This window comes from Streptomyces sp. NPDC091412, from assembly GCF_044756885.1.
Lineage (GTDB): Bacteria > Actinomycetota > Actinomycetes > Streptomycetales > Streptomycetaceae > Streptomyces.
Map to the genome: position 1 here is coordinate 20,413 of NZ_JBIVTV010000028.1, position 25,850 is coordinate 46,262.

General features: G+C 72.8%; 19 protein-coding genes. 11 read left to right on the forward strand and 8 right to left on the reverse strand.

What is annotated here, in order from left to right; all coding sequences use genetic code 11:
* Positions 1-460 precede the first annotated feature (460 nt).
* The gene (locus ACIQMV_RS36095; protein ID WP_141364247.1) at positions 461-913 is read left to right on the forward strand and encodes a DUF5707 domain-containing protein; all 453 of its coding nucleotides are present in this window, start codon (positions 461-463) and stop codon (positions 911-913) included.
* Positions 914-1,048: 135 nt separating this feature from the next.
* On the opposite strand, the gene ACIQMV_RS36100 is transcribed toward ACIQMV_RS36095, so the two are convergent.
* Positions 1,049-1,192, reverse strand: a complete 144-nt coding sequence (locus ACIQMV_RS36100; RefSeq protein ID WP_402597319.1) for a hypothetical protein — start codon at positions 1,190-1,192, stop codon at positions 1,049-1,051.
* On the reverse strand, positions 1,192-1,662 hold the full coding sequence (locus ACIQMV_RS36105) for a hypothetical protein (protein ID WP_402597320.1): 471 nt from the start codon (positions 1,660-1,662) through the stop codon (positions 1,192-1,194). The genes ACIQMV_RS36100 and ACIQMV_RS36105 overlap by 1 nt, the downstream gene beginning before the upstream one ends.
* Before the next feature lie 460 nt (positions 1,663-2,122).
* On the opposite strand from ACIQMV_RS36105, the gene ACIQMV_RS36110 reads away from it, so the two are divergent.
* A complete protein-coding gene (locus tag ACIQMV_RS36110) occupies positions 2,123-2,971 on the forward strand; it encodes a DUF2249 domain-containing protein (protein WP_402597321.1) in 849 nt (282 codons plus the stop codon).
* Between the two features lie 648 nt (positions 2,972-3,619).
* On the opposite strand, the gene ACIQMV_RS36115 is transcribed toward ACIQMV_RS36110, so the two are convergent.
* Together ACIQMV_RS36115 and ACIQMV_RS36120 are read right to left on the reverse strand one after the other, a co-directional pair.
* Positions 3,620-4,996 (reverse strand): glycosyltransferase, encoded by a 1,377-nt coding sequence (locus ACIQMV_RS36115; RefSeq protein WP_402597322.1) that lies wholly within the window; start codon positions 4,994-4,996, stop codon positions 3,620-3,622.
* A 223-nt stretch (positions 4,997-5,219) separates the two neighbouring features.
* Positions 5,220-7,409 (reverse strand): chorismate-binding protein, encoded by a 2,190-nt coding sequence (locus ACIQMV_RS36120; protein ID WP_402597323.1) that lies wholly within the window; start codon positions 7,407-7,409, stop codon positions 5,220-5,222.
* An 851-nt stretch (positions 7,410-8,260) separates the two neighbouring features.
* Here ACIQMV_RS36120 and ACIQMV_RS36125 point away from each other — a divergent pair.
* The 6 genes from ACIQMV_RS36125 to ACIQMV_RS36150 all read left to right on the forward strand — a co-directional run bounded on the left by ACIQMV_RS36125 (position 8,261) and on the right by ACIQMV_RS36150 (position 20,091).
* Positions 8,261-8,707: a MarR family winged helix-turn-helix transcriptional regulator gene (locus tag ACIQMV_RS36125; protein WP_401774481.1), complete on the forward strand. Its 447-nt coding sequence runs from the start codon at positions 8,261-8,263 to the stop codon at positions 8,705-8,707.
* Complete coding sequence (locus ACIQMV_RS36130; RefSeq protein ID WP_402597324.1) at positions 8,704-11,550, forward strand: AAA family ATPase; 2,847 nt, start codon at positions 8,704-8,706, stop codon at positions 11,548-11,550. Before ACIQMV_RS36125 ends, ACIQMV_RS36130 begins: the two co-directional genes overlap by 4 nt.
* 70 nt (positions 11,551-11,620) lie before the next feature.
* Positions 11,621-14,407, forward strand: a complete 2,787-nt coding sequence (locus ACIQMV_RS36135; RefSeq protein ID WP_402597325.1) for an AAA family ATPase — start codon at positions 11,621-11,623, stop codon at positions 14,405-14,407.
* Between the two features lie 5 nt (positions 14,408-14,412).
* Complete coding sequence (locus tag ACIQMV_RS36140; RefSeq protein ID WP_402597326.1) at positions 14,413-17,202, forward strand: ATP-binding protein; 2,790 nt, start codon at positions 14,413-14,415, stop codon at positions 17,200-17,202.
* Between the two features lie 567 nt (positions 17,203-17,769).
* Entirely contained in the window at positions 17,770-18,495 is a 726-nt protein-coding gene (locus ACIQMV_RS36145) for a LuxR C-terminal-related transcriptional regulator (RefSeq protein WP_402597327.1), read from the forward strand.
* A gap of 240 nt (positions 18,496-18,735) precedes the next feature.
* Positions 18,736-20,091, forward strand: a complete 1,356-nt coding sequence (locus ACIQMV_RS36150; protein WP_402597328.1) for a beta-1,3-glucanase family protein — start codon at positions 18,736-18,738, stop codon at positions 20,089-20,091.
* 88 nt (positions 20,092-20,179) lie between these two features.
* On the opposite strand, the gene ACIQMV_RS36155 is transcribed toward ACIQMV_RS36150, so the two are convergent.
* Positions 20,180-20,794 (reverse strand): sortase domain-bontaining protein, encoded by a 615-nt coding sequence (locus tag ACIQMV_RS36155; protein WP_402597329.1) that lies wholly within the window; start codon positions 20,792-20,794, stop codon positions 20,180-20,182.
* Positions 20,791-21,144 (reverse strand): sortase-dependent protein, encoded by a 354-nt coding sequence (locus ACIQMV_RS36160; RefSeq protein ID WP_402597330.1) that lies wholly within the window; start codon positions 21,142-21,144, stop codon positions 20,791-20,793. The genes ACIQMV_RS36155 and ACIQMV_RS36160 overlap by 4 nt, the downstream gene beginning before the upstream one ends.
* A 236-nt stretch (positions 21,145-21,380) precedes the next feature.
* Here ACIQMV_RS36160 and ACIQMV_RS36165 point away from each other — a divergent pair, with 236 nt between their 5' ends.
* A complete protein-coding gene (locus ACIQMV_RS36165) occupies positions 21,381-21,737 on the forward strand; it encodes a DUF6343 family protein (RefSeq protein WP_402597331.1) in 357 nt (118 codons plus the stop codon).
* A gap of 5 nt (positions 21,738-21,742) precedes the next feature.
* On the opposite strand, the gene ACIQMV_RS36170 is transcribed toward ACIQMV_RS36165, so the two are convergent.
* A complete protein-coding gene (locus ACIQMV_RS36170) occupies positions 21,743-22,885 on the reverse strand; it encodes a PP2C family protein-serine/threonine phosphatase (RefSeq protein ID WP_402597332.1) in 1,143 nt (380 codons plus the stop codon).
* Positions 22,886-23,126: 241 nt separating this feature from the next.
* On the opposite strand from ACIQMV_RS36170, the gene ACIQMV_RS36175 reads away from it, so the two are divergent.
* The gene (locus tag ACIQMV_RS36175) at positions 23,127-23,660 is read left to right on the forward strand and encodes a GNAT family N-acetyltransferase (RefSeq protein ID WP_402597333.1); all 534 of its coding nucleotides are present in this window, start codon (positions 23,127-23,129) and stop codon (positions 23,658-23,660) included.
* Between the two features lie 156 nt (positions 23,661-23,816).
* Positions 23,817-24,845, forward strand: a complete 1,029-nt coding sequence (locus ACIQMV_RS36180) for a 6-phosphofructokinase (protein WP_141364271.1) — start codon at positions 23,817-23,819, stop codon at positions 24,843-24,845.
* A gap of 19 nt (positions 24,846-24,864) precedes the next feature.
* Here the strand turns inward: ACIQMV_RS36180 and ACIQMV_RS36185 are convergent, their stop codons facing one another.
* Positions 24,865-25,728: a universal stress protein gene (locus tag ACIQMV_RS36185; RefSeq protein WP_402597334.1), complete on the reverse strand. Its 864-nt coding sequence runs from the start codon at positions 25,726-25,728 to the stop codon at positions 24,865-24,867.
* Positions 25,729-25,850: the final 122 nt, after the last annotated feature.

The window sequence follows — 25,850 nt, forward strand, 5'->3', positions numbered from 1 at the left end:
GCGACGCGGGCGGCCCGTTGTTCGTCGCGGCGGTCGCCTCGCTCACCACCCTCACCCACGGCTTCGCCGTTCTCGGCGTCGTTCTCGCGCTCGGTCCGGTGCTCACCGTCCTACGGCGTCGGCCCGCCGGAGAGTGAAACCCGCACCACAGGCGGCGCAGGGACGCCCGCCCGCGTGAGAGGGGCCGAAGCCGACGCCAGTCGGAGCAGTCTCAGGCGCTCGTCGGCCACCTGCCCGGCGTGACACCCACGCTGTCCGAGCAATCAGCCCCCGCAGCGGTCACCCTGACCATCGGCCCCGACATGCCGGCCCTCGACGGCTGACGTCCGGGCGGCTTACTCAGGCCGGGTTGAGTACGCGCGCTCATGTCCGGCGCACCCTCGCGCGGCGAGTATCGGTGCAGCGGCGCAGTCCACTGGCGCCGATCCGATGCAGTACTGAGACAGTTACGGAGAATCCCATGTCCCGACGTGTCGCTCTGTCCGTGGCCGCCGGTGTCGTCATCCTCGGTGGTGCCGGTGCCCTCGCCCTCGCCCACGCCGGGGAGCAGGCGCCGGCGCCGGCGCACAGCAGTGCCCGCTACACCGCTCCCGACGGGGACCGCGACGGATCGCTGGCCTTCGTCACCGACGTCACAGCGTCCTCCGGTGTCAAGAGCGTGAAGGTGCTCGCCTGGCCGCAGAACTCGTCCTTCGCCGAGAAGGGGCTGACCGCCAAGGACATGGCCGCCGCGGAGTCGGCCGTCTGCAAGCCCTCCGGGCAGAACACCGTGCGCTGCACCTACACCGTCAAGGTCACCGGTGCCGACGCCGAGTCGTCCCCGCGCGGTGTCTGGCACGTCGCCGTCCTGGCCACCGCGAAGGACGGCACCACGACCCTGGACACCAAGGCGGCCGACTTCACCGTCCGATGACCGGCACACCCGCCTGACCGAGAGAGCGCGGACCACGACGCGCGCCCGACCCGGCGACTGCCGCGCACGTTCCGGTGCAGTGCCACCCGCGTCACCGACCTGGTCGAGGCCGTCCTCGCCCTGGAGTTGACCGCGTCAGCCTGAGAGCGTGTCGCGAACCTCCCGGTCGGTCGGCAGGTCGGTGCGTCGCAGGGTCGCCACGCGCAGGTGCGGGGTGACGAAGGGCTCCAGGGACTCGGCGGCCAGCGGGGCGCGCAGGGTGTCGACGGTGCCCCGCATCAGCCCGAGGTGGACGGCGCAGATGACGTCCGGGCGGCGCTGGGCGACCTCGCGGAACGGGCAGTGGTGCAGCCGCAGCCGCCGGACCCCCTCGGCGTCCTCGCCCCCGCCCCCGCCCCGTCCCGCGAAGCTCCCACTGCCGGTTCACCGGCCGGTTCCTCGGCCGGCGCCTCCGCCTCCGTGACGAAGCCCATGCCTTCCAGGGTCGCCCTCAGACGCCGCTGCCCCTCCTCCGCCCCGATCCGCTCGGTGGGGGCGGGGGCGTCCGTCAGATAGGCACCCCAGGAGCGGCCGGCCTCGGTGGCGGCGGCCACCGGGTCGTCCACCGCCCCGGCCACCACGCCGAGCAGGATGTCGGAGAGCAGACGGAAGCTGCGGGCGCCGTCGGGGCCCTCGGCTGCCACGGCGGAGTAGACGAACCTGCCGACAAACCCCCGCACGACCAGTGCCGTGCGTGTCGCGCGGAACATCTGAGCCGCCCTTCCACCGAGGGGCCGTTCGGAGCCGTGACCAGGGGCCATGGGGAGTACCCGAGGGCCGGTCGGCTCAGGCGCCGACCGCCGCGGCACGGCGATCCTGGCCCGTTACCGGCCGGGAGCGGCCACGGGCCGTCAGGTCCGGCTGTCCGGCCACGTCTCCTCGTGTCCACGGGCCGAGGCAGCCGCGGCGCGCTCCTGGTCCGGTCGCCGTCCGGCCCGGTGCCATCGGCCGGGCGGTGCTCCCGTCCCGGTACCTGTGCCCGGCCGCCTGGTGCGCTGCGTCGGGGGACGTGGCGGACGGCCTCCTTCCCGGCCGTCCGCGGACACGCCCGCGCACGGCGCTTCCAGACCGCCGCGTCCTGAGATGGTGGAGGACATATCGGGTGGCGAGGCGGAAGAGGGCGGTGGCTGTGGCGGTGTGTGCGGCTGCGGTGGTGCGGAGGAGGAGGCCGTGTCCGAACGGGGTGTGCGGTTCGCACCTCGTGCCCTGCGTCATGCCACGGTCTTCGGCGCGCCGGACGCGGTTCCGGCCGGCGGCGCCATGGTGCTCGTCGTGCCGCACGACCCGCTGCCGCTGCCGCTGCTCGCGCGGGTCGAGCAGCGCGACCGCGGTGTCTTCGCGGCGGAGTACCCGCAACGGGGGCCCGAAGTCCGGCGGCTGCGCCTCAGCTGTCGCCCACCCGGCGCCGCCACGGCCGCTCGCGCGGTCCGCGGACGCCGAGACGCCCAGCGTCCTCGTACGCGCCGCGTCCATCACCAGGAAAACCAGGCCAAGGAAGAAAAACCAGGAGGGCATGTCATGGATGGTGCGCACCGCCGGACCGGCGTACTGGTCAGGATGTCCGGCGCGGCCCTGATGGCCGCCGGACCCGTCATGGTTCTGCGCGGCCGTATGGGCCGCAAGGAGATCCGTACCGAACTGGCCGCGCAGCGGATCACGTTCCCGGACCACGGGCTGCCCGCCCACCTCGCCGCGCTCGCCGGCCGGAGCGTGGAGACCGGAGCCCAAGCCCACGCCTACGCCGAGCTGATCAAGGAGCATGTCGCCCAGGCGACGGGCGGCCGTACGTATGCCGAGATCACCGAAGAGCTGCACGCCACGGGGGACGACGACGAGAAACTCGCCCAGTTGCGTCAGACCGCCTTCATGGGGGAGACGCTGCGCGGCTCGCTGTTGTCCGCCTACCAGGCCTGGCACCTCACCACGCTGGTCATGGGCCTGGGCGGAGTGCTGACCGGCCTCGGCGCGGCACTGGTGGCCACGGCGGACGCCTTGGGCGCGCAGCCGCACCGTCCTTGACGGACTCACCCGTCTCCGGGCAGGCGGCCGCCGCCATCGCCGATCAGGGCGGCGGCCGCCCGTTGCGTCGTGATCACTGGAACCAGGGACGGTCGGCCCATGTCCGTGGGCTCTTCGGCCACTGCCTCAGGACCGCCCGACGCCGGATGCTGGCTCCCGACCGATCCGGAGGTATCCCGTGCACGACCGAACAAGGCGCCCGCGCGGCCGTCTCCACCGCCGTCCCCCGTGGCGGGCGCCGCGCACGGGCCGGACCGGTCACCGTCCGACCGCCCGCCACGTCTGCCCTGACTCGCGGGCGGCCGGACGCACGATGCGGACCCATCCTGTACGGAGACCGCGGTGAGCGGTGTGCAAGCGATCCGCCGGCAGCACCAGAACGTCGCGGACAAGCCGTTCATCGCCATCCGGGAGTCCACCCGCGCCTGCCCCCTGGCCCGCCTGCACTGCCGCGGCGGGGCCGTGCCCGACCGCGACCCGCGCGAACTGGACACCGCCGCCGCCAAGGACCTGCTCCGTCAGGTCGCCGCGTCCGGACGGCCCGCCCCGCCGCAGGCGGCGGCCGAGTCCATCGCCGACTCCGGCAGGCGACGCCGCGCGCGTGGCCGTTGCAGTCGGCGGACCGGGATAGCTGAAGGCCGCTCACCGTCAGACCAGGGCCGGAAGGCCGAGGATGAGGTCGGCGGCGGCCGTCCGGCCGCCCGCGGCGCGCTGGAGGGCGCCGATGCGTTCGGCGTTCTCGTGGAAGGACGGCTCGCGCAGAACGCGGGTGAGTTTGTCCACGACGTCGTCGACGACGATGGTCTCCGGGTGGTCGAGGGTCAGGCTCACCCTGGAGTCCCGGCCGCGTACCGCCTGGTCGTAGCAGTGCGCCCACAGGGGGCGCACGACCAGCGGCTTGCCGAAGTAGAGGCCCTCGTGGAAGCCGTTGCCGCCGCCGTGGGTGAAGAACACCTTGACGCCCGGGTGGGCGAGGACATCGAGCTGGGAGGGCACCCAGCTCTCGATACGCAGGTTGCCCGGCAGTTCATCGGACGCCGGCAGCAAGTGCTGCTGTTCGGCGGGCAGTTTCCACAGCACCTGGTGCTCACCCGCCAGCCGGCGCGCCACCTCCACCAGGGAACCCACCTGCTCCCGGGTCAGCCGGGTGATGGTGCCGAAGCCCATGTAGACGACGGACGACTGGTCGTCGAGCCACTTGCGCACCGGATCGTCTCCGGTGGTCTCCGGCAGTGGCGGCAGCACCGCGCCGACGAGGCGCATCTTCTCCGGGATGTCGAACGGATAGTCCAGCTCCGCGACCGAGTTGCACAGCACCAGCTCGGCCTTGTCGATCCGCGTCATCGGGTTGGGTGGTGGAAGTCCCTGCTCCTTGCGGAGACGGGCGTCCTTCGACAGCACCTTGCCCATGACCGGGTTGAAGAACATGGCCAGGGTACGGAACTTGAACAGCTCGTTGGCCACCCGCTGCGCCAGGTTCATCCGGCGCGGCAGCCCCGAGTGCGGGACGGGGAAGTCACGCGGGGTGAGCCCCTTGACGAAGGGACTGTGCGAGGTCAGCACGTTGCTGGGCAGGAACGGCACACTCAGCACGAAGGGGATGCCCCGGGAGACCGCCAGGTCCACGGCGAAACCGCTCAGGCAGTCGACGACCATGAGCGTCGGCCGGACCCTGTCGACGATCTTCTGGAGCCGGTGGAACTTCTCGGCCTGGAGGGCGGGCCTGTAGGACTGCTTGATGACGGCGCGATGGGCCCGGAAGCGGGAGCACTGCGTGACCTCCCGGTAGACGTCGTCGGGCCAGGTCACGGCCGACAGCTCGGGAATCACCTCGCCGAGGGAGGCGAACCGCACCGGTGCGCGTTCCGCCGTTCTGCGCACGTCCTCCCTGCGGTGTTCGTCGGTGGCGAACCACAGGTCCGCCACGCCCTGGCGGGAGAGTTCACCGGCCAGCACCAGCAGCGGGTTCAGCAGGCCGCTCTCCGGGAGACTGACGAACAGGATCGGCTGTCGGGCGGAATCCATGAAGTGCCTTGTGCCTTTCATCGGTGGCCGGCAGGACGGGGGAGCACCTCCCCGGGCGATCCGCATCGCCCGGCACTGTGATCTCACGCCGGATGCCGGAAGATCCTTAGACCTCCTGTTGGAGCGGGTGCGCCCCATCCCGGACGCGGGACGGGGGCTGCCGATGGAGCCCGTCGGATGGAGCCCGTCGCCCCACGCTCACAGAGCGGTATCCGGAGCAGGCCTAGAGCCGACGCCCCCGCGAGCCCTGCAGGGCGACACCCGGGGCCTGCGGCGTGCCGTGTCCCGGGAGCCGCGCGCCCAACAGGGACAGCAGTGGCTCGGCCTCGCGTGCCGTCTCCTCGAACACGGTGTCCGGGTCGCACGGCGCGGTGACGGCGCCGCCGACGCCGTACCGCAGACGCCGGCCGCTCAGCACCGCCGTGCGGGTGGCGAGGCCGAAGTCGGCCGATCCCGAGAGGGAGAAGTAACCGATCGCCCCGGTGTGGACGCCGCGCGGCCCGCTCTCCAGCCGGTCCAGGGTCCGCATCGTCCGCGGCTTCGGAGCGCCGGTCACGGAGCCGCCCGGGAAGGCCGAACACAACGCCGCCACGGCTGTGGTGCCTTGGCGCAGCCGCGCTCCGACCGTGGTCACCAGCCGGTGCCCGGCGGGACACGTCATCACGTCGAACAGCGGATCGGCCGTGACGGCGGCGGCCTCGGCGCGGGAACCCAGATCGTGCCGCGCCAGGTCGACGAGGGTCAGATGGGCGGCCCGCTCCCGTTCACTGGTGGCGAGGTCCGCGATCAGCTGGGCGTCCTCCTCCGGCGTGCTCCCGCGGGGGCGGGAGCCCTCGGTGACCGTCGTTTCCACCCACCCCTGCCGGTCGACGCGCAGGAAACGCCCGGAGGCGGAGCTGAGCACGGACAGCGCGCCGAATCCCAGGAACGCCCCGAACGGCGCCGGGGCGAGCCGCCGCAGGGTGCGGTACGCCTGCCAGGGGTCGAGGTCCGTCCTGGTCTCGATCATGTTGGCGAGATACAGCCCATGGGTGCGGCCGGCGGTCAACTCGTCCTGGCAGGCGTCGACGAGCTTGAGGTACCGCTCGCGCTCATGACGCAGCCGCAGCCGGGCCGGCCGCGCCGGTGACGGGATACGGGCGGCCGGAACGGGCAGCGGCGGCACCGTGACGAGCCGCGCTGAGACGGCGGTGAGCCAGGACCGGGCCGGACCCTCGTCCCCCTCCTCGGCCAGGGCGAGCAGATACGCGGTGCCCGTGCCGTGGTCCAGGACGACGGCACGGTCGGCGAAGACCATGACGGCGTCGGCAGCCGGTGACCGGTGCGCCCTCCCGCCGCCGCACTCGGCCTTCAACTCGTAGCCCAGACAGCCGACCCAGCCGAGCGCGAAGTCGAACGGCAGCTCCGGGACCTCCACCGTCAGGGACCGCAGGTCCTCGTCGAGCCAGCGCAGGAACGGACTGCGGACCAGCTCGGCGGGCCCCGTCCCCCGGACGGACACGCTGCCCCGGACCACGTGCGCGGTGGCGACCCGGGCGAGCGGCCCGTCCGCGTTGCCGAGGACGGACACCCGGCCCGGACCGCCGTCCGCCCGGCCGCTGTCCAGCCAGAAGGGATGGTCACCGGGGCGGAACAGGCGGTCGAAGACCGTCTCCGCCTCCCAGCGTGTCTCCAGCGGTTCGGCCAGCACCCGCAGCCGGCGGCGCGGGTGCCGCGCACGGTCACCGGCGCCCGGCAGCCGCTTCGGCGCCTTCTCCGTACCGGTGGTGGTGACCGCCGGTGCCCGCCGTGGCGGGGCACCGGCGAACAGGGGCGGGCCGGGGCGGGATCTCCGGTGTTCCTCCGTCAGTTCGCGGAAGCTGACGAGCAGTTGACGGCCCGTGTCCGTGCCGGCGGACTCGGGGTGGAACTGCACTCCCCACAGCGGCAGACTCCGGTGGCGCAGCGCCATGACCACGCCGTCGTCCGTCGCCCAGGCGGTGGGCTCCAGCGCGGGGGAGAGGCCGGTGACCGCGAGCGCGTGGTACCGGACGGCCTCGAGCGGGTTGGGCAGTTGCCGAAGGAGCCCGCTACCGGTGTGCCGCACGGGCGAGACGCGTCCGTGGCACGGCCAGGGTGCACGGCCCACAGTGCCGCCGTGCACCAGCGCGATCGTCTGGTGGCCGAGACCCACGCCGAGCACGGGCAGCCGGTCCTGACGGCAGACCTCGGCACCGATCGCCGTGACGGCGCGGTCGTGCGGGGTGCCCGGCCCTGGGCAGAGCACCACGTTGTCGAAGCCCCGCAGCAGGCCCGGGCGCCAGGAGGGGTCGTCGTGGCGGACGACCTCGGGCTCCCGGTTGTTCACCTCGGCGAGGCGATGGAACAGGTTGTGGGTGAAGGATTCGTCGTTGTCGACGAGCAGAGTGCGCATCGCGGGTCCTCGCTCCGCGGGCGCGGGGACCGGAACCAGGGCGTCGGAGGAGGAGCGTCGTCAGCCGGAATCGGGGCATGCGTCGGTCCCCGTGCTGCGGATTGGGTGGCTCGGTTTCCGAAAGGCGGGAGAAGTGTGTTGATTCCGGCCAAGTGTATTTCGGTCATGAAGCGGGCATCGCGCGCCGGATCCCTATTCTCGACGTCACGACAAGGCGCTTCCAATGTCTGAAGAGGAACCGAATTAGCACATTGCCGGATTTCGCCCGAGGTTATTTGCTAGCGGGAACGCGAGGGTTCGGCCGGGTTCGTGCTTCCCGGACGTGGATGTGTACGGAAGGGTGAGTGCGGTGGGGGTGGGTCGACCGTTCCGTGGTTCTCGTCGGACTCCCGCTCCTTCCGGTCGGGGTAGGTATCACCTTCCTAAGTGATCTCATGCGCGACACCGGAAATTCCCTAGTGTCGAACGTATGGGCGGTGGGCGGCCAGGTGGCGGGCCCTGATTGCCGATGTCCGTGGGCGGTGGGGCCGCGTGGCGTCGCGTGGTCCGGGGCGACCGGCGGGAGGTGTGGATGGCGCGTCCGGGGGTTGGGTGGACTCCGGCTTGCCCGCTTGGGTGCCGCGCCGGTCCGATTGCCGCCCGAAGTCCGTGCGTACCGCGTGACGACCAGTCGCCGATCGCGCGCATATTCGTTAGCCATCGCAAAGTTGGGTGCCGAGCGCATGGTTTCGAGTCGCACGAACGCAGCCCTCGGAGCGCAATCGTATTCGGCCGGCCAGTCGCACGTTGAACCGCATGCCTCTGACTCGACAATAGCTGACTGGACAAGTGTTCTGGCTTAGAATCCCCATGTGCCTTCCTCGAACCCGATCGATCACCCCCTCATCACGACGTTCGGCCGCCTGGTGGAGACCCACAGTCACCTCGAGCGGCGCCTGGGCACGGCCATGCAGTCGGAAGTCGGCCTGCCGCACGTCTGGTTCGAGGTCCTGATCCGGCTCGCCCGCGCGGAGGAAGGGCAGTTGACCATGAGTGCGCTGGCCGACCAGATCGCCCTGACCACCAGCGGGGTCACCAGGCTGATCGACCGGATACAGGCGGCCGGCTACGTCGAACGCTGCCCCTGCGTCAGGGACCGGAGGATCGCCTACGCCGCCATCACCGACGCCGGGCACGACGTCCTCCACCGGGCCGCGGTCGGACACGTACGCAATCTGCGGGACACCTTCGCCCAGTTCAGCGAGGACGACCTGGCCACCCTGGACAACCTGCTCGACCGCCTCCGGAGTACGACGTGATACACGGCCGCGACAACGAGTCGACCGCACTCGGCGCCCGGGCGGCCGCCGCATGCCGTGGTGAGACGGGGTGCGTGGTGCTGACCGCACCGCCCGGCTACGGCAAGAGCGTGCTCCTCGACGCCCTGCTGCGCGCTTCCGCGTGCCGGGACATGACGGTGCTGCGGGCGCACTGCGGCGAGGCGGCCGGAGGCGCCGGCGCCTACGCGGGGCTGAGGGCGCTGTTCGCGCCGGCGGGCGCTCCGGCTCCGGACCGCCCGGAGCCGGAGCCGGGCGAGGACAGTCCGGCCGTGTTCCTGCCCGGCCCCGGGGATGCCCAGCGGTTCACCCTCACCTCCGCCTACCCGGTGTTCCGCCGGCTTCTCGGGCACGTGCTGCGGCTCACGGCGGACCGGCCGCTGCTGCTCGTACTCGACGACGCCCACCACTGCGACGAACACTCCCTGCGCTGGCTGGAGTTCCTGCTGCGGCGGGCGGCCGGGCAGCCGCTGCTGGTGGTCCTCGCCCGGAGCTCCGGCACCGACCCGCGCGCTCCCCGGGCCTGGGCGGACCTCCTCGCCCACCCCTCGGTGTCCGTGCTGCCCCTCGGGCCCCTCGGCACCGACGCCGTCGGCGGCCTCGCCGAAGAGGTCTTCGGCACGCCGGCGCACCCCCGGCTCGCCGAGCGCGTCGCCGAGGTCACCGGCGGCAACCCGCGCACCGCCGTCCGGCTGCTGCGCGAGCTGAGAAGACGCGGTGCGGCTCCGGACAAGGCCGGAGCGCAACAGGCGTGGGAACTCGGCGGCGGCATGGCCGCACGGTCGGTGCGCCGTGTGGTCGACCGCGAGTCCGCCACGGTCCGCAGTGTCGCCACGGCGATCGCACTGCTCGGGAGAACGCAGTTCCCGGAGGGCGTCGCGGTGCTGGCGGAGGTGGACCGCGCGCAGGCCGAGGAGGCGATCGCCGTGCTGCGCCACGCGGGAGCCCTCACTCCCGACGGCACCGCTCTGGTGCACGAAGCCGTACGTTCCGCACTGCTCGAACCGCTCGGCACCGCGCGGGCGGCCGACCTGCACGCCCGCGCCGCGCTGCTGCTCAGCGACGCAGGCCGGCCCGTCGAAGAGGTGGCCCGGCATCTGATGCGGATGCCTCGCGCCCGGGAGCCCTGGATGACCGCGGTCCTGCGGGACGCCGCCGCCCGGGCCGAGCAACGCGGCGCCCTGGCCGAGGCCGCCGGCTGTCTGCGCCGGGTGCTGGAGGCCGAGCCCGACGACGTCGAGGCACGGCTGCGGCTGGCGCTCGCCGTGGCACCCGACGACCCCCTGAGCGCCGTTCCGCTGTTCCGCGCGGCGCTCGCCGGCACGGCCGACACGCGCGGGCGGGCCGCCATCGCGGTCCAGTACGCCATGGCATGCCTGTCCGTACCGCTCCCGGCCGCCTGCCGGGCGGAGATCCTGGGAGCACTGGAGACCGCCTGGGACGCCCTGGCGTCCGGCCCCGAGCGTGCCCCGCAACTGCGCGACCAGGTGGCGACCGTGCTGCTGCTCATGGGACGGCGCGGGACCGGTGTGGCGGCGCGGGAGCACCGCGGCACGGTGACGGCGTCGTACCGGCTGCGCACCGACCGGCACGAGACGGAGGCGCTCGCCGCCCTGCGTACCGCGCTGGCCGGCCACTCCCGGGAGGCGGCCGTGAAAGGCGCCCGGCGCGCGCTGGCCACGCCCTCCCTCCAGCCGCCGCCGTGGCTGCTGTTCACCGCCGCCGCCACACTCGGCCTCGCGGACGAGACGACGGAGGCGCACACCGCGCTGGACACCATGCTGCGGCGCGAGGGCGACGAACCGACGGCCTGGGTGCGGGTGCTCGCCGGGTCCCTGAGGTCCCACCTGCTGCACCGTGACGGTGCCGTCCTCGACGCCGCCGCGGAGGCCCGCTCGACGATCAGCGCGGCGGGCCGCACCAACTGCGAGGCACGGCTGGTCACGGCACGAGCGGTGCTCGCGTCGGTGCTCGTCGACCGCGGCGAGCCGCAGCAGGCCGAGCGGCTGCTCGACCGGATCGGCCGCTCCGAGCCGAGCGGTTCGGCCCTCGCCTACCTCCTGTATCTGCACACCCGCGCCCGCACCCGCTGGGCGACCGGCAGCCCCCGGCAGGCGCTGCGGCTGCTGCGCGAGTGCGGCGCGGTGCAGGAGACCGCGGGTGTGCTGAGCCCGGTGCTCACCTCCTGGTGGGTGGACACCTGCCTGATCCTCGCGGCCATCCGGCCGGCGGAGGGCAGGGAACTGGCTGAACAAGGAGCCGAACGCGCGCGGCGCTGGGGAACGCCGCGCGCCCTCGGGCTCGCCGCGCTCGCGTCGGGCGTCCTCACTCCGGGCCGGGCCGGGCTCGACCTGCTCGCCGAGTCGGCCCACCAGCTGTCCCGGTCGCCCGCGGTCTCCGCGTACGCCCGTGCCGAATACGCGCTGGGCCGGGCCCTCCTGCTGCACGGCGACGAGGCCGGTGCCCGGGAGCGGCTGCGCAAGGCGGCCGGCATCGCGGGTGGCTGCGGGGCGCTCGCGCTGGCGGAGTCGGCCCGCAGCCTGCTGGTCTCCGCCGGCGGGCGCATGGGCCATGCCGCCGGCGTGCCGACCGGGGGTCTGCTCACCACCACGGAGCTGAAGGTGGCGGGACTGGCGGTGTCCGGGGCCAGCAACCGCCAGATCGCACAACGGCTGTTCGTCACGGTGCGCACCGTCGAGTCACATCTGACCAATGTCTACCGGAAGCTCGGGGTGCGCCGACGGGACCAGCTCACGGACGCCCTGCGCGCCGTGCACGGCCGCTCGTGGCCTGTGCCGGGCTGGTCGGTGCTGGAAGGGGCGTGAGGGTCCGACCTGTCGGGGACTCACACGCCGCACAACACGAACGGGGGCAGGAAGACAGGGTGAGTGACGGATGACGGGGTCAACCCCCTCTCACCAGCCGCAGTATCAGGCGCGGTCGGCGGCGGCCGCCGAGGACCCGCCGTCCCGCGTCCGGGCACGGGAGCGGGCCGTGGTGGCAGCGGTCGTCGACGGGCTCGACACCTCGGGACCGGTGCTCGTCACGCTGTCGGGCAGAAGCGGGCTGGGCCAGTCCGCTCTGGTGCGCCGGGCCGCCGACCGGGCCCGCGGGTCGGGCCACCGGGTGCTGCGCGCCCGAGCGGCGCTGTCGGAGTCCGAACTGCCGTACGGAGTGGTCACGCAGCTGCTCGAACCGCTCGACGCCCCACCGATCGGCACACGGGCGACATCACCGGGGCCGACGCGGCGCGAGCCCTTTCCGGGGCTGGCCGGGCTGCTGCGCGCGGCGCGCGAGCGTCCGACCGTCCTGGCCGTCGAGGACGCGCACTGGCTCGACCGGGAGTCGCTGCACTGGCTCCAGGCGCTGCTGCGCAGATCCGCCGGGGCACCGCTCGCGGTGGTGTGCGGCGGTGACGACGCGGCGGCGGCCGACCCCGGCTGGCCGGGCGAACTCGGCTCGGCACCCGGCCCGGTCGCCCATCACCTGACCCTGGCACCGCTGCCCCCGGACGAGGTCGCCGCCGAGGTGGCCCGGGTCTGCGGACCCGCGGACGAGGCGTTCACGGCCGAGGCCGGCCGGATCAGCGGCGGGCATCCCGCGGTGCTGCACGACCTGCTGCAGCGGTTCGCCGCGCTCGGACACCGGCCGGCCGCGGCCCGGGTGCCGGCCCTCCGGGGGGCCGGCACCGCCGTGCTCGGCGACCACCTGATGAGCGCCGTACGGGGACTCGGCGCCGAAGCGGGCGAGGTGGTGCGGGTGCTGGCGGTCTGCGGGCACCTGCTCGACTTCCCCCTCGTCCGCACGCTCGCTCGCGCGGGCTCCCTCAACGAACACCGGCTGCGGGCGGCCCTCGCCCGGACGGCCGGCATCCGTGCCCTGCCCAACGGCCGTCTCACGGTCGAACCGGCTTTGCGGGTCCGCGTGTTGGAGGACATGACGGCCGACGACCGGACCGATCTGCATGTTCGGGCCGCCGAACTCGCCCACCGCGCCGGGGCCGAGGACCGGGCCGTGGCCGACCTGCTGCTCGCCGCGCGCCCGACCGGGGCCGCCTGGGCGATCCACACACTGCGCCGCGACGCGGACCACGCCGTGCGGGAGGGCGAGCACGACCGCGCCGCCGTACTCCTCGCGCGGGCGGCGGAGGAGGAAAGGGATCCCGCCGAGCGCGCCCGCCTCGGCCTCGAACTGGCCGCCGTTCACCTGGTCACCGAGCCCGAGGCCGGGGACCTGCGGATCGAGCGGCTGATCCGTACGCCCGAGAACCCCGCCGCCGTGCGCCTGCACGCCGCCGATCTCGGCCTCACCGGGGGCGGTACCGAGGTGGTGCGCCGGTCGCTCGCGGACGCGCTGACGGTCGCGGCCGGCGCCGAACGGGACGATCTGCTCGCGCTTCTCTGGGCAGCCGACCCGACCGGCCAGGGAAACGGCGTACCGTCCGTGCCCACGGTGCCACCCCTGCCGCAGCGCCCGGCCACACGCGCGCAGGCCGCAGTGCGCGCCTGGCAACTCGCGCTGTACGGCGAGAGCCTGCACGAGGTCAGGAGCCTGGCCCAGGCCGCCCTCACCGAGGAGCAACGGCCGGACGGGCCGCTCGTCCAGCCCGCCCTGGCGGCGTGCAAGGCCCTGTGCCTCACGGACGCGCTGGACGACGCGGAGTCAGGCCTGAACCGGCTGCTCGGCGCACTCGACGGCAGCCGGCTCCGGCTCGCCGCCCCCCAGATCCTCGCCCTGCGCGGCGAACTCAACGTACGCAGAGGCCGGCACGCCCAGGCGGAGCGGGACCTGGAGGCCGCCGAGCGAGGGGCGCGCCTGCTCGGCAGATCGGCCGCCCTCCTGCCCCATCTGTACGGCATCCGCATCGTCGTGGACGTGGAGAGCGGCCGCGGGGACGCGGCACGTGAGCGTGCCGCCATGCCCCTGCCGCCCGCCGCGGAGGACAGCGAGCACTGGCCCCGCCTGCTGTTCGCGCGGGGAGTGGTCGCGCTGCGCGGCGGCAACCCCGTGGAGGCGCGCGACCAGTTCCGGGAGTGCGGCCGCCGGCTGCTGAGCCGTCATCACCTCAATCCCGCGCTGGTGCCGTGGCGTTCGCTGACGGCACTGACCTGTCACACCCTGGGTGAGTCGGCCGAGGCCCGGCGACTGAGTGAACAGGAACTGGCGCTCGCCCGGCGCTGGGGCGCGGGCAGCACCCTCGCCTGGGCCAAGCTGACCGGGGTGCTGGTGGCCGGGCGGGAGGACCGCCTGGCGGGCATCCGCTCGGCCATGGGAGCGGTGCGCTCGGCGCCGACCGGTCCCGAGTACGCCCGGGTCCTGGCGGAGTACACGGCCCTGGAGATGACGGAGAGCGGCGGCGACCGGCGGATGGCCGCCCTGTCGCTCGCCGAACTGTGCGCGCTGACCGCCGCCCATCCGTCCGCCCCCATGGCGGTCAGGGCCCGTGCGCTGGCCGGAGCGGCCACCGGCACGGTGTCGGTTCCGGGCTGGGGCGACCTCTCGGAGGCCGAGCGGCAGTCCGCGCTCCTCGCCGGCCGCGGGCGCAGCAACCGGGACATCGCCGCGCTGCTGGAGATCTCGAGCCGTGCGGTCGAACTCCGGCTCGCCCGCGTCTACCGCAAGCTGCGCATCAACGGGCGCCAGGAACTGCGGGAACTGGTCCGCGCGATGGAAGGACACTGAACGCGATGCTGCTCGAAAGAGGTGCCGAGCTGGCCGCGGTGCGACAGGCGCTGCGCGCCGCCGCCGAGGGACGCTCCTCCCACATGGTGCTGGCCGGCCCCCTGGGCATCGGTCGTTCGGCACTGCTGAACGAACTGCCCCGCTGCGCCGACGAGGGCGCGGTGCACGTGCTGCGGGCCAACGCCGCGCCGACGGAACAAGGCCTCGCCTGCGGTGTGGTGCGTCAGCTGTTCGACAGCCTGCTCACCACGGCACCCGGGCCGGGCCGGGAACGGCTGCTCGCCGACGCGGGGGCCGCCCGACGGGTGCTCGGCGACGACGTGGTGCCCGACCCCGACGCCTTGGATGGAACGGTTCTGCGCGATCTGCGCTCGCTGCTGGCCAAGTTGAGCGCCACGGCGCCCCTGCTGATCCTCATCGACGACCTTCAGTGGGCGGACTCGTGGTCGCTGCGCTGGCTCGCCCATCTCGCCCCGCGGCTGGACGGGTTGCGGCTGCTGCTCGTGTGCACCCTGCGGGACGGCGATCCGGGCTCACGCGACCCCCTGGTGCACGAGGTGGTGGGCGCCTCGGCCCGGATTCTGCGTCCCGTGCCCCTGTCTCCGGCCGCCACCGGGGAACTCGTGCGCGCGCGCCTGGGGGAACCCGCCGACGATGACTTCGTCCATGCCTGCCACGACATGTCCCAGGGGCGTCCGCTGTTCCTTCTGTCCGTGCTGTCCGAAGCCGCCCTCACGGGCTGCCCGCCCAGCGCCGCGAGCACGGGGCTCGTGCAGGCGAGGCGTCCCGCGCAACTCCGCGACCGCTTAATGAACTGCCTGCTGCTCCAGCCGCAACCGGTCCGGGACGCGGCGGCCGCGATCGCCACGCTGGCCGGGCTCGAGGAGCCCGCACTCCTCGGCCGCCTCGCGGGCCTCGACGACGTCGGCTTCACGACGGCGCTGCGCGTCCTGCACCAACTCGGGCTGACAGCAGGGGAGGACGAGGCGTGCTTCGCTCACCCGTCCGTACGGGAGGCCGTCGAATGCTCGATGAGCGCCGCCGAACGGCAGCGCTGGCAGGAGTCCGCCGCCGGGGTCCTGTACGACGCCGGGCTCCCGGCGGAGCAGGTCGCCGCCCAGCTGATGGCGATTCCGACGCCCCGGTACCCCTGGGCCGTTCCGGTGCTGCGCAGCGCGGCGGACACCGCGCGGGGCAAAGGGAGTCCGGAACTGGCGGCCCGGTATCTGCGGCGGGCTCTGCTGGAAGCGGTCGAGCAGGACCGGACGAGGGCCCAACTGCTGGTCGAACTCGCGGCCGTCGAGCTGTCCTTCGATCCGCCGGCCGCCGAATCCCACATCGCGCAGGCGCTGCCCCTGCTCCCCACGGCCCGTGACCGCGCTGCCGCGGTGCTGCGTCTCTCGCCCTGTGTGACCAGCCCCGTGACCCCGTCGGGGGCCGCCCTGCTCAGGCGCGCCGCCGAGGACCTCGTGGACCCGTACAGGCGCGACGACCCCGGTGGCGAAGAGGCGCTGTCCCTGGAAGCCAGGCTGCGGTACACGGGTCTCGACGACTACGCCCAACTCGCCGACGCCGTCGCCAGGCTGCGCGTCCTGGAGCCCACGGTCCGCTCGCGCGGCGGCCGGGAACTGCTGGCCGTGCTGCTGCACGCGGCGACGCTCAGTGCCGACGGAGACGCGTCGGAGATCGTACGGCAGGCCCTCGGCATCCTCGACTGGGAACCGGCGACCGCCACCGGCGGCGGCTCGGTGATGCAGTTGGTGATGTTCTCCCTGGTGGGAGCCGACGCCCTGCAGACGGCCGAGTCCTGGCTGAACGCCGCGGCGCGGAGCGGGTACGGGGACGACGGCGGGGGCGACGCCATGGGGCATGCGCGGCGCGCGCTGTTCCACATCGCGCGCGGCCGGCTGCCCCAGGCCCGGGAGCAGGCGGAACGAATCGCCGAACTGGCGGGCACGATCGGGGAGGAGAGCCGTTGCTTCGTCTACGGTGTGCTGGGCGCGCTGGCCCTGTCGGCGCGTGATGTGCAACTGGGTTCACGCATCGTGGCCGAGGCGGCCGGCCGGTCCCTCGCGCCGATACCGGCCGCACTGCTGAGCCTGCTGCGGATGGCGGAACAGGCCCAGGCGGGCGAGGCCGACACGGCTCTGGAGACGGCCATGGAATGCGGTCGGCAGCTGGAGTGCGCGGGGTGGCGCAATCCCGTTCTGTTCCCCTGGCGCCCTTGGGCGATCTCCCTCTCCCAGCAGCTCGGCGACCATCACCTGGCCCGGACGCTGGCGGCGGAGGAGTGCGCGCGGGCGAGGGAGTGGGGAGCGCCGGTGGCCATCGGCCGGGCACTGCGGCTGCGCGCCCGCGCCGACGGGGCGGACGACCGGGTCGATCTGCTGCGGGAGGCCGTGGCGACACTCCGCGACTCCGCCAACGAACTGGAACTCTTCATGGCCGTACGGGACTTGGGGCGGGTGCTGGGGGACGGTGCCGAGGCCCGGGAGGCGCTGCGTGAGGCCGGTGGGCTGGCGGAGTCCTGCGGCGTTCCCTGGCTGGCCGGGCCGGTCAGCGCGGAAGGCCGGCCCTCCGTCCCGGTCGTACGGTCGGCACTCACCCGTACCGAGAGCCGTGTGGCATCACTAGTTGTCAATGGGCTCACCAATCAGGAAATTGCAGCTGAACTCCAAGTGAGTGCCCGGGCTGTGGAAAAGCATCTGACAAACTCCTATCGTAAACTCGGCATTACGGGCAGGCGCGAGCTGGCCGCAGTTCTCCAGGAAACCGGCGTGCACGCTCCCGGCTGAACGGGCATTCGGTTCGCCCGTTTCTGTCAAAATACCCTCTGACCTGCTGCTTCGTAACCGTACCGAACCTTGGGTGCGGTGTCCGGGCGACCGACCGAACCTTCCCCCGCAACTCCACAGAATCGGCGGGATCAGGCTGGTTCACGTTGACCCGGTCGCCGTTGGCTCTCTAGAGTTCCAGGTGTGGTTCCAGTGGTAAATGGCGAATTGAACGGTCAGGGAAACCGCGTCCCTCTCGGCTTTCCTCTTCCGTGAGAGAGGAGAAGGGAAAGTTCTGGAGGGGCCGGCGAGTTTCCTGACCGTGAAGGCCATTGGAACCTGATACCTGTTCACCCATCTCATGAGTACCAACCGCTGCGCAGACCGACGGTCCGGTGACCGCGACGAGAGGTCGCAGACCGGCAACGTTGTCAGATGCGTGAGGCACTGCCCGCCGCCACATTCGCTGGTGTGCGCCCTCCAGGCAGGGGCGCCCGGGCGCCCCTCGTGCCGAGCCGTCCTGTCGTGGCCCGAACCGATCGGGTCCACCGCGCGCGGAGTACACCCCCCACCGTACGAAGGGCGATTATGCCGCAGGTCACCAACTCACGACGTGAGACGAGTTCGTTCACGTCCACCCGCGCTGTCTCGGGGAAGGGGCAAGTCCGCGACCTCCACGAGGGCGGCCGGTCGCCGCAGACCGCGTTGCTCGACGAGGGCCGCCTCAACATGGCACGTCTCGACCGGGCGTTGACCATCCAGCAGGCCAGCGAGGGGTTCTTCTGGCAGTTCGGAGGCTCGTCCGCGGAGTTGTGCGGCCGGACCTTCAGCGATCTCGTCCACCCCAGTGTCCAGCAGCCGCTGATGCGGCAGTTCACCGGTCTCATCGAGGGCCGGCGTGATCGCTTCGCCACCGACGTCATCGCGGTGGGGCGGGACGACGCCACGTTCACCGTCCCCCTGACGGCCCTCATGGTGCGGGGCGGTCTCCCGGACGAATCCTCGATCCTGGTCATGATGCCCAGCGCACAGAACGAATCGGCCGACTCGGAGGTCGTCGGCGGACGCAACAAGAAGCTCCTGAGCCCGATCGACGCCCGGATACTCGAAGGCATAGCCTCCGGACTCTCCACGATCCCGCTCGCCTCACGACTGCACCTGAGCCGGCAGGGCATCGAGTACCACGTGACCTGTCTGCTGCGGAAACTCCGGGTGCCGAACCGGGCGGCGCTGGTCTCCCGCGCGTACTCCATGGGCGTGCTCAAAGTCGGTGTCTGGCCGCCGAAGGTGGTCCCGGACTTCATCAAGGACTGACGGCACGGGGGAGTTCCTGCCCCGGGCCGGATCATGTCGGCCGCTCGTGCGGGTCGGGGGATGCCTCGGCCCGCACGCGGCGGCTCACATCAAGTAATGAAGGCACGCATCGTCAACTCCCGGGATTTCGGCTTCAGTTGTTGACGCCGGCCGCCGGTGGGGATACAACCCGGAGAGAGCGCTCTCACGCCTGCTGCCGCTCCACCCCCACGCACGCCGAACCGGCTTGAGGAGACCCGTATGCAGACCTTCTCCGGCGCACTCACCCGCAGACCGGCAACCACCGCCGCGCGTTCCCGTACGGCGCTGGGCCTGGTCGTCGTCCTGCTCGCCGCCTGCTTCGCCGCTCTGACCCCGTCGTCCGCACACGCCGCGGACCAACTGCTGTCCCAGGGGCGCCCCGCCGTGGCGTCCTCGGTCGAGAACGACACCTTCCCGGCCGCGGCCGCGGTCGACGGCAACACCGGCACCCGCTGGTCCTCCGCCTTCTCCGACCCGCAGTGGCTCCGGGTGGACCTCGGATCCGTCCAGCAGCTCACCCGCGTCACCCTCAACTGGGAGGCCGCGTACGCCAAGTCCTTCCAGATCCAGACCTCCACCGACGCGAACACCTGGACCACGGTCCACTCCACCACCACCGCCACCGGCGGCATCCAGAACCTCGCCGTCACGGGCAGCGGCCGCTATGTGCGCGTGAACGGAACCGAGCGAGCCACCCCGTACGGCTACTCCCTCTGGGAGTTCCAGGTCTACGGGCCCGGCGGCACCACCCCGCCGGACGACTTCTGGGGCGGCACCAGTGACATACCCGCCGCGAAGAACGCCGTCGAGGTGAAGATCCTCAACCGTACCAACGGCAAGTACCCGGACAGCCAGGTGTACTGGAGCTTCAACGGGCAGGTCCACTCCATCGCCGAGCAGCCCTACCTGGACATGCCGGCGAACTCGGCGGGCCGCATGTACTTCTACCTCGGCTCGCCGGGCGGTCCCTACTACGACTTCATCGAGTTCACCGTCGGCAACAACGTCTTCAACGGCAACACGACCCGCGTCGACGCCTTCGGCCTGAAGCTCGCCATGCGCCTGCACACCAAGGACGGCTACGACGTCGAGGTGGGCGAGAACCGGCAGACGTTCGCCGAGGACCGCGCCACCACCTTCCAGCGCTTCACCAACGCCGTTCCGAACCAGTTCAAGGTACTGGCCCAGACCCAGGCCCCGTACCGGATCATCGCCCCCGGCAGCGACCCCAGCTTCCGCGCGGGCGGCGCGAACGCCAACTACTTCACCTCGTACGCCCAGTCCGTCGGCGTCAACGCCGCCACCTCCGACATCTTCGGCTGCGCCGCCTCCCTGGCCGGCAACCCCGACATGTGCGCCGCCCTCAACCGGCACGTCGCCACGCTGCCGGCCTCCCAGCAGTCCGACCCGGCCCAGTACTACAAGGCGGCACCCGCGAACTACTACGCCCAGTTCTGGCACGACAACGCCATCAACCGGCTCGCCTACGGCTTCCCGTACGACGACGTGGCGGGCCAGTCCTCCTTCGTCTCCCACGGCAACCCGCAGTGGCTGCTGGTGGCCGTCGGCTGGTAGCCGACCACGAGAGGGTGTCCGGGGTCGTCGCGACAGACGGCCGCGGACACCCTCTCTCCGTGCCTCTCGTCCTGTGAACGGGCAGGCGTCAGCGAGGAGTTGATGCCTCAGGTGTGGGCACGGCCCGGGACCGTTCCGGGGCGGCCGGAACTGTGCGGACCGGTTCGGGCCCGGCCGTTCCGCGGGTGCCGGCCGCCGCGGTGCGGCTCGGTGCGCTGGGGGCCCTCCTGGTGGCGGTGTCCTGGCGGGGGCGGGGGGTGGCGAAGTCCAGGCGGGCGTCGATCGTCTCGCCGGTCCGCAGCCGGTCCAGGTGGCGGAAGACTCCGTCGCCGTAGGAACCGACCGTGACATGGCCGAGGACGACCGACGGTCCGACCTGGCCCGGTGTGGGCGAGTACCGGTACCAGCCCGCCTGGTCGTGTGCGGTGACCGGGGGGACCTGCACGGTGCCGTCCGGTTCCAGACCGAGACTCAGCAGCGGGGTGTCGACCCCGATGGCCGGGATCCGGAGCCGGACCGGGACCGAACGCCGCAGGGGGCGCGGGGAGCCGACGACCGGCGTGGCGTCTCCGGTGTCCGGAGTGCCGCCGCGGGCGCCGGTGGGGTGGACGGTCGCGGACCGGCCGTTCCCGGTACCACCGCAGCCCGCGAGCAGCGCGGTCAGTGCCGCGGTGCCGAACGCGCGCCTGGAGAGCGGCGTCATGCCCCGGTCGCCCGGCGGCGGCGGACGACGAGGACGGCCCCGCCGGCCATGACGAGCGCCACGCCGGCGCCGCCGCCGATCAGGCTGTCCCGGGAGCCGGATTCCTGGGCGGGGGTGGTGACACCGGTGTCGGGCGCGCCCGCCGGCACCGCGCGGACCTGGTCATGGACCGGGGCACGGGTCGGTTCGGGGACCGGAGCGGGGGTGGCCGCCCTGGTCGGGACCGGGGAGGGGGTCGCGGCCGTGGTGGGGACCGGGGAGGGAGCGGCCCCGTCGGCGAAGGCGGGTGCGGTTCCCGCCAGCACGGCGGTGCAGGCAACTGCCGCGGCGGTGAGGATGGTTCGGCGCATCGGATCGCTTTCTTTCGTCGGCGCCCGCCGGTCGGCGGGCGGTTGTGGATCGAGCGGAGAGACGAGGCAGGGCGGGAGCGGGTTGTAAAGGGATGGCAAAGTCGTGTGGCGGGCCGTCCGGCAGGCGGCCGCCGGGGCCGGGGCTGCCGTTTCAGTGCCTGGCAGCAGGAAACTCCGACCGCTCGGGGCCACTGGATGCGGGCAGGCGACGCTGTCGAGACCGTGAGGACGACGTCATGAGCGGAACGAATCCGGGTCGACGTGAGGAACGGACGACCCGAAGGGACTCCGGAACGATCGGCCGCCGCTCCCCTCGGACCGGCACGGAACCGGTTACCGCGCGGAGCCCGCTCGGACTGCGCCTGCTTCTGTCCGGCGTGTTCGTCTCGGTCTTCGCCGCGGCGACCGCGTACTTCGCGGTGTGGGCGGCCGAATCGGGGCCGGGGAAGAGCCCCGGGCCCGGCCCGCTGACCACCGTCGCCGCGGTGTGCGGGGCGCTCGCCCTCATCGCGGTGATCGATCCGGTGGTCGTCGTGCGACGGCTGAGGCGTGAACGAGGCGCGGCCTCGACCACACGTCGAGAGGCCGGGTGACCCCGCTACCCCCGTTGTGCGCCCGGCGCGACGGACGGGTGCGGGTATGGCGGCGTGCACATGACCGCGACGGCCGCCGCGTCATCGGTGAGCCGGCCCCCGACGTATGCGAGGAGGTCGCGGCGCAGCCGCCGGAGCAGGTCGTCGGGCGTGCGCTCGCCCCAGGTGGCGAGACGTTCGGTGAGCCGGTAGAAGGTGCCGGATTCGTCGCGGGCCTCGACAACGCCGTCGGTGTAGAGCAGCAGCAGGTCGTCCTCCCCGAAGGGGAACTTGTCGAGGACGTAGTCGCCGCCGTTGAACTCGCCGAGTCCGAGCGGCGGCGCCGACGGGCTGCGGTCGAGCGGCACCACCGTGCCGCGATGCAGTTTGAGCGGCGGAGGGTGCCCGCAGTTGACCACGTGGACGCAGCCGCCGTGGTCGGGGAAGTCGAGGAGCACCGCCGTGATGAAGCGCTCCTCGCCGTTGTCTGCGCCGCCGTGCGGATCCCATCCGACGCTGCTGTCCAGGTGGGCCGCGAGGGCGGGGAGGGACGCCTGACGGTAGGCGAATCCGTAGAAGGACCCGAGCAGCATCGCGGCGTCCCCGACCGCCGCCAGCCCCTTGCCCCGGACATCGCCGATGAGCAGCCGGGTGCTGGTGCGGGTGCGCGCCGCGGCGTACAGGTCACCGCCGATCTGTGCCTCGGCTTCGGCGGCGAGGTAGACCGAGGCGACCGTCAGCGGCCCGATACGGTCCGGCAGCGGCCGCAGCAGGATCTTCTGCGCGGTTTCGGACACGGAGCGTACCTGACTCAGCACGCGCCTGTGCCGGTCGCGTACGGCCGTGAAGGTGACCACCACGATCGCGCCGGCGGCCAGCGCGGCGATTCCCCCGTTTCGGCTCGCCTCCCCCACCGTGTGCTGAAGCGAGGCCACCGCGAGCCGGGAGCCCACGGCCAGGACGCTGACCAGCGCCGTGAGCCGGGGGCCGGCGAACGCGGCGCTGACGGCGGGCGCCGCCATCAGCAGCGGTCCGAGCTCCACGTACGGCGGAGTCAGCGCGTCCGTGAGGGAGACCACCGCGATCAGCACGAACGGCAAGGCCACGAGGGCACGCCTCGGATGCCCCCGCACCCCCTCGAAGACGCCGCTGGCTCCCACGTCCGTCATAGGGCCCTCACTCTGTGGCATACGCCGCCGCGCCAGCCCGGTGCCGCCGGGTCATGGGTCCGGTCACCATTCGAATCCATAAAAGGCCCATATCGGACCATGTAGTGACAAAATCTACATGCCGGATGGTGGGCCGGACGGTGGGTGGCGGGAAAGGTGGACTGGCGCAAGGTGTGAGCGGAAGACGCTGAAGAGGACGCCCCACTTGGCCGTGAGCCGGCATGAACAGGATCATGTCGCCATGGCTGATCACCTCCATCCGCCGCCACCGGCGGTAGTACGGCTCACGCACTACACGGAGGCCGAGAAGACGGAAATCCTCGGCGACGGCTCCGATCCCTTCGGCGTCGCGTACACAGGACTCACCTGGCTGCCGAAGGAACACCACTTCGGCGTCAGGCTGGGAGGCCGTCTCGTGGCGCATGCGGGCCTGCTCAGGTTGCCCGTGTCCATCGGCGGTGAGAGCACCGAGGTGGTAGGCGTCGGCGGCGTCGCCGTCGCACCGGACGTGCGGGGGCGCGGACTGGCGCGCCAAGTCGTCGCGGCGGCCCTGGACCAGGCACGGACGATGGGACCGCAGCACGGACTTCTCTTCTGCCGACGGCCCCTCGTCCCCCTCTACGAACGGCTCGGCTGGCGAGCGCTGGAGCAGGACGTGCATGTCGAGCAACCCGACGGGCCCGTGCTGATGCCGCTGCGGACCATGGTCACGCTCCTGCGCGACCGGGCAGGCTGGCCGGACGGAGCCGTACGCCTGCTGTGCTTCCCCATGTGACAGGGCGCCCCGTCACAGCCGTGCAGCTCGTCGACGACCGCATACCGTCCGCACCGGATCCGGAAGCGGAACAGCAGGCCGCGGCGCGGCGGGCCGTGCCGTGCGGCCCGCGGACGGCGGGTCCAAGCTGGGAGAGAGAGCTGCGAGGGAGAGACCATGCGGGTGGGAGTGCTGACCGGAGGCGGCGACTGCCCCGGTCTGAATGCGGTGATCCGCAGTGTCGTACGCAAGGGCGCGCAGGAGTACGCCTGGGAGTTCGTCGGGATCGCGGACGGCTGGGGCGGCGCCGTCAAGGACGTCACCCGTCCCCTGGACGTGGCGGCCGTGCGCGGGATCCTTCCGCTCGGCGGCACGATCCTCGGCTCCTCCCGCACCAATCCGCTCCGGCTCGACAGGGGCATCGACCGCATCCGCGAGACTCTCCGCGCGCACGAGATCGACGCCCTCGTCGTCATCGGCGGCGAGGACACGCTCAGCGTCGCGAGCGCGCTGTCCGACGCGGGGGTCGACCTGGTCGGCGTGCCCAAGACCATCGACAACGACGTGGGCGGCACCGACTACACCTTCGGCTTCGACACCGCGGTCGGCATCGCGACCGAGGCCATCGACCGCCTGCACACCACCGCGGAGTCGCACAAGCGCACCCTGGTCGTCGAGGTGATGGGGCGCCACTCGGGCTGGATCGCGCTGCACGCGGGCGTCGCGGGCGGCGCGAACGCCATCCTCATCCCGGAGGTGGAGTTCGATCTCGACAGGGTGTGCGCCTGGGTGGAGAGGCGTTTCGAGATCAACTACGCGCCGATCGTCGTCGTGGCGGAGGGGGCGGTCCCACGGGCCGGGCAGATGGTGGTCAAGGACGAGTCGCGCGACGAGTTCGGGCACGTGCGCCTGTCCGGCATCGGCGACTGGCTGGCCCGGGAGCTGGAGAGCCGTACCGAGAAGGAGGCGCGTACGACGGTGCTCGGCCACGTCCAGCGGGGCGGCACGCCGTCCGCCTACGACCGGTGGCTCGCCACCCGCTTCGGTCTGCACGCCGTGGAGGCCCTCAGGGACGGCGCCTTCGGCACGATGGTGGCCCTGCGCGGCACGGACGTCGTACGCGTCCCGCTCGCGGACGTGGCGGGCACGAACAAGCTGGTCCCGATGGAGCTGTACGAGGAGTTCGACGTCTTCTTCGGCACCTGACCTGCGGTCTGACGTGCGGTCACCCGTGGGGCACGACGACCACCGGGCAGTGGGCGTGGTGCAGGACGGCATGGGCCACGGGACCCAGCCGCTGCTCGGCCGCCCGCGGGCTCGCACGCCGGCCGACGACGAGCAGGCCGGCCCGCCGCGAGGCGTGCACCAGCGCGTAGGCCGGGTGGAGCAGGACGACGTCGGGCAGCACGGAGACGTCCGGATACCTCTCGCGCGGCTCCCGGAGCACGTCGGACAGCCGCTGGACCTCCTCGTCCTCCCACGTCGCCCGGTCCTCCTCGGGCACCGCGAGCGCGGTCCAGATCGGGGCGCCGCCGAGGGACCACGCGTGCACGGCCCGCAACCGGGCCTCACCGAGTCGAGCGGCGCCGAAGGCGAAGTCCAGAGGGGGCCCGGCCGCCGTGCGGACGTCGCCGACACCCACGGCCACCTCCGCCTCGTGCAGGGCGGCGGCGGGAGGCCGGGGCACGACCGCCACGGGACAGGGCGCGCCACTCGCCACCGCCAGCGCCGTCGAGCCCACCGAGAGGCCGTCGAATCCGCCGTCCCCCCGGGCCCCGACGACGAGGAGTTCGGCCGTCCGGGCGGCGGAGAGCAAGGCGGCCGGAGCGGAGCCGGCCACCTGCACGCCGCTCATCGCCACCCCGGGGCTCACGGCGGCGAGACCGGCCTCTGCGCGCCCCAGCACCTCCTCGCCGGACCGCTGCCAGGAGAGGGCGACCGGCGGATCGACGATGTCATCGGCGGGAGCGGGCACGGCGTGCACCAGACGCAGCTCCAGACCGCGGCGGGCCGCCTCCTCGGCCGCCCACTCGCCCGCGACGAGGCTCTCCCGGGACGCGTCGATCCCGGCCACGAGGAATCGGGTCATCCGGTCCTCCCTGCCGGCCGAAGCACCATTGTGGACGGGCTGTGACGGCGCCACCAGCCGAACCGGCCGGGCTCCCGGTGCCCTCCCCTGCCGGGGCCGTTAATGTGGCTGGCAGGTGGGTG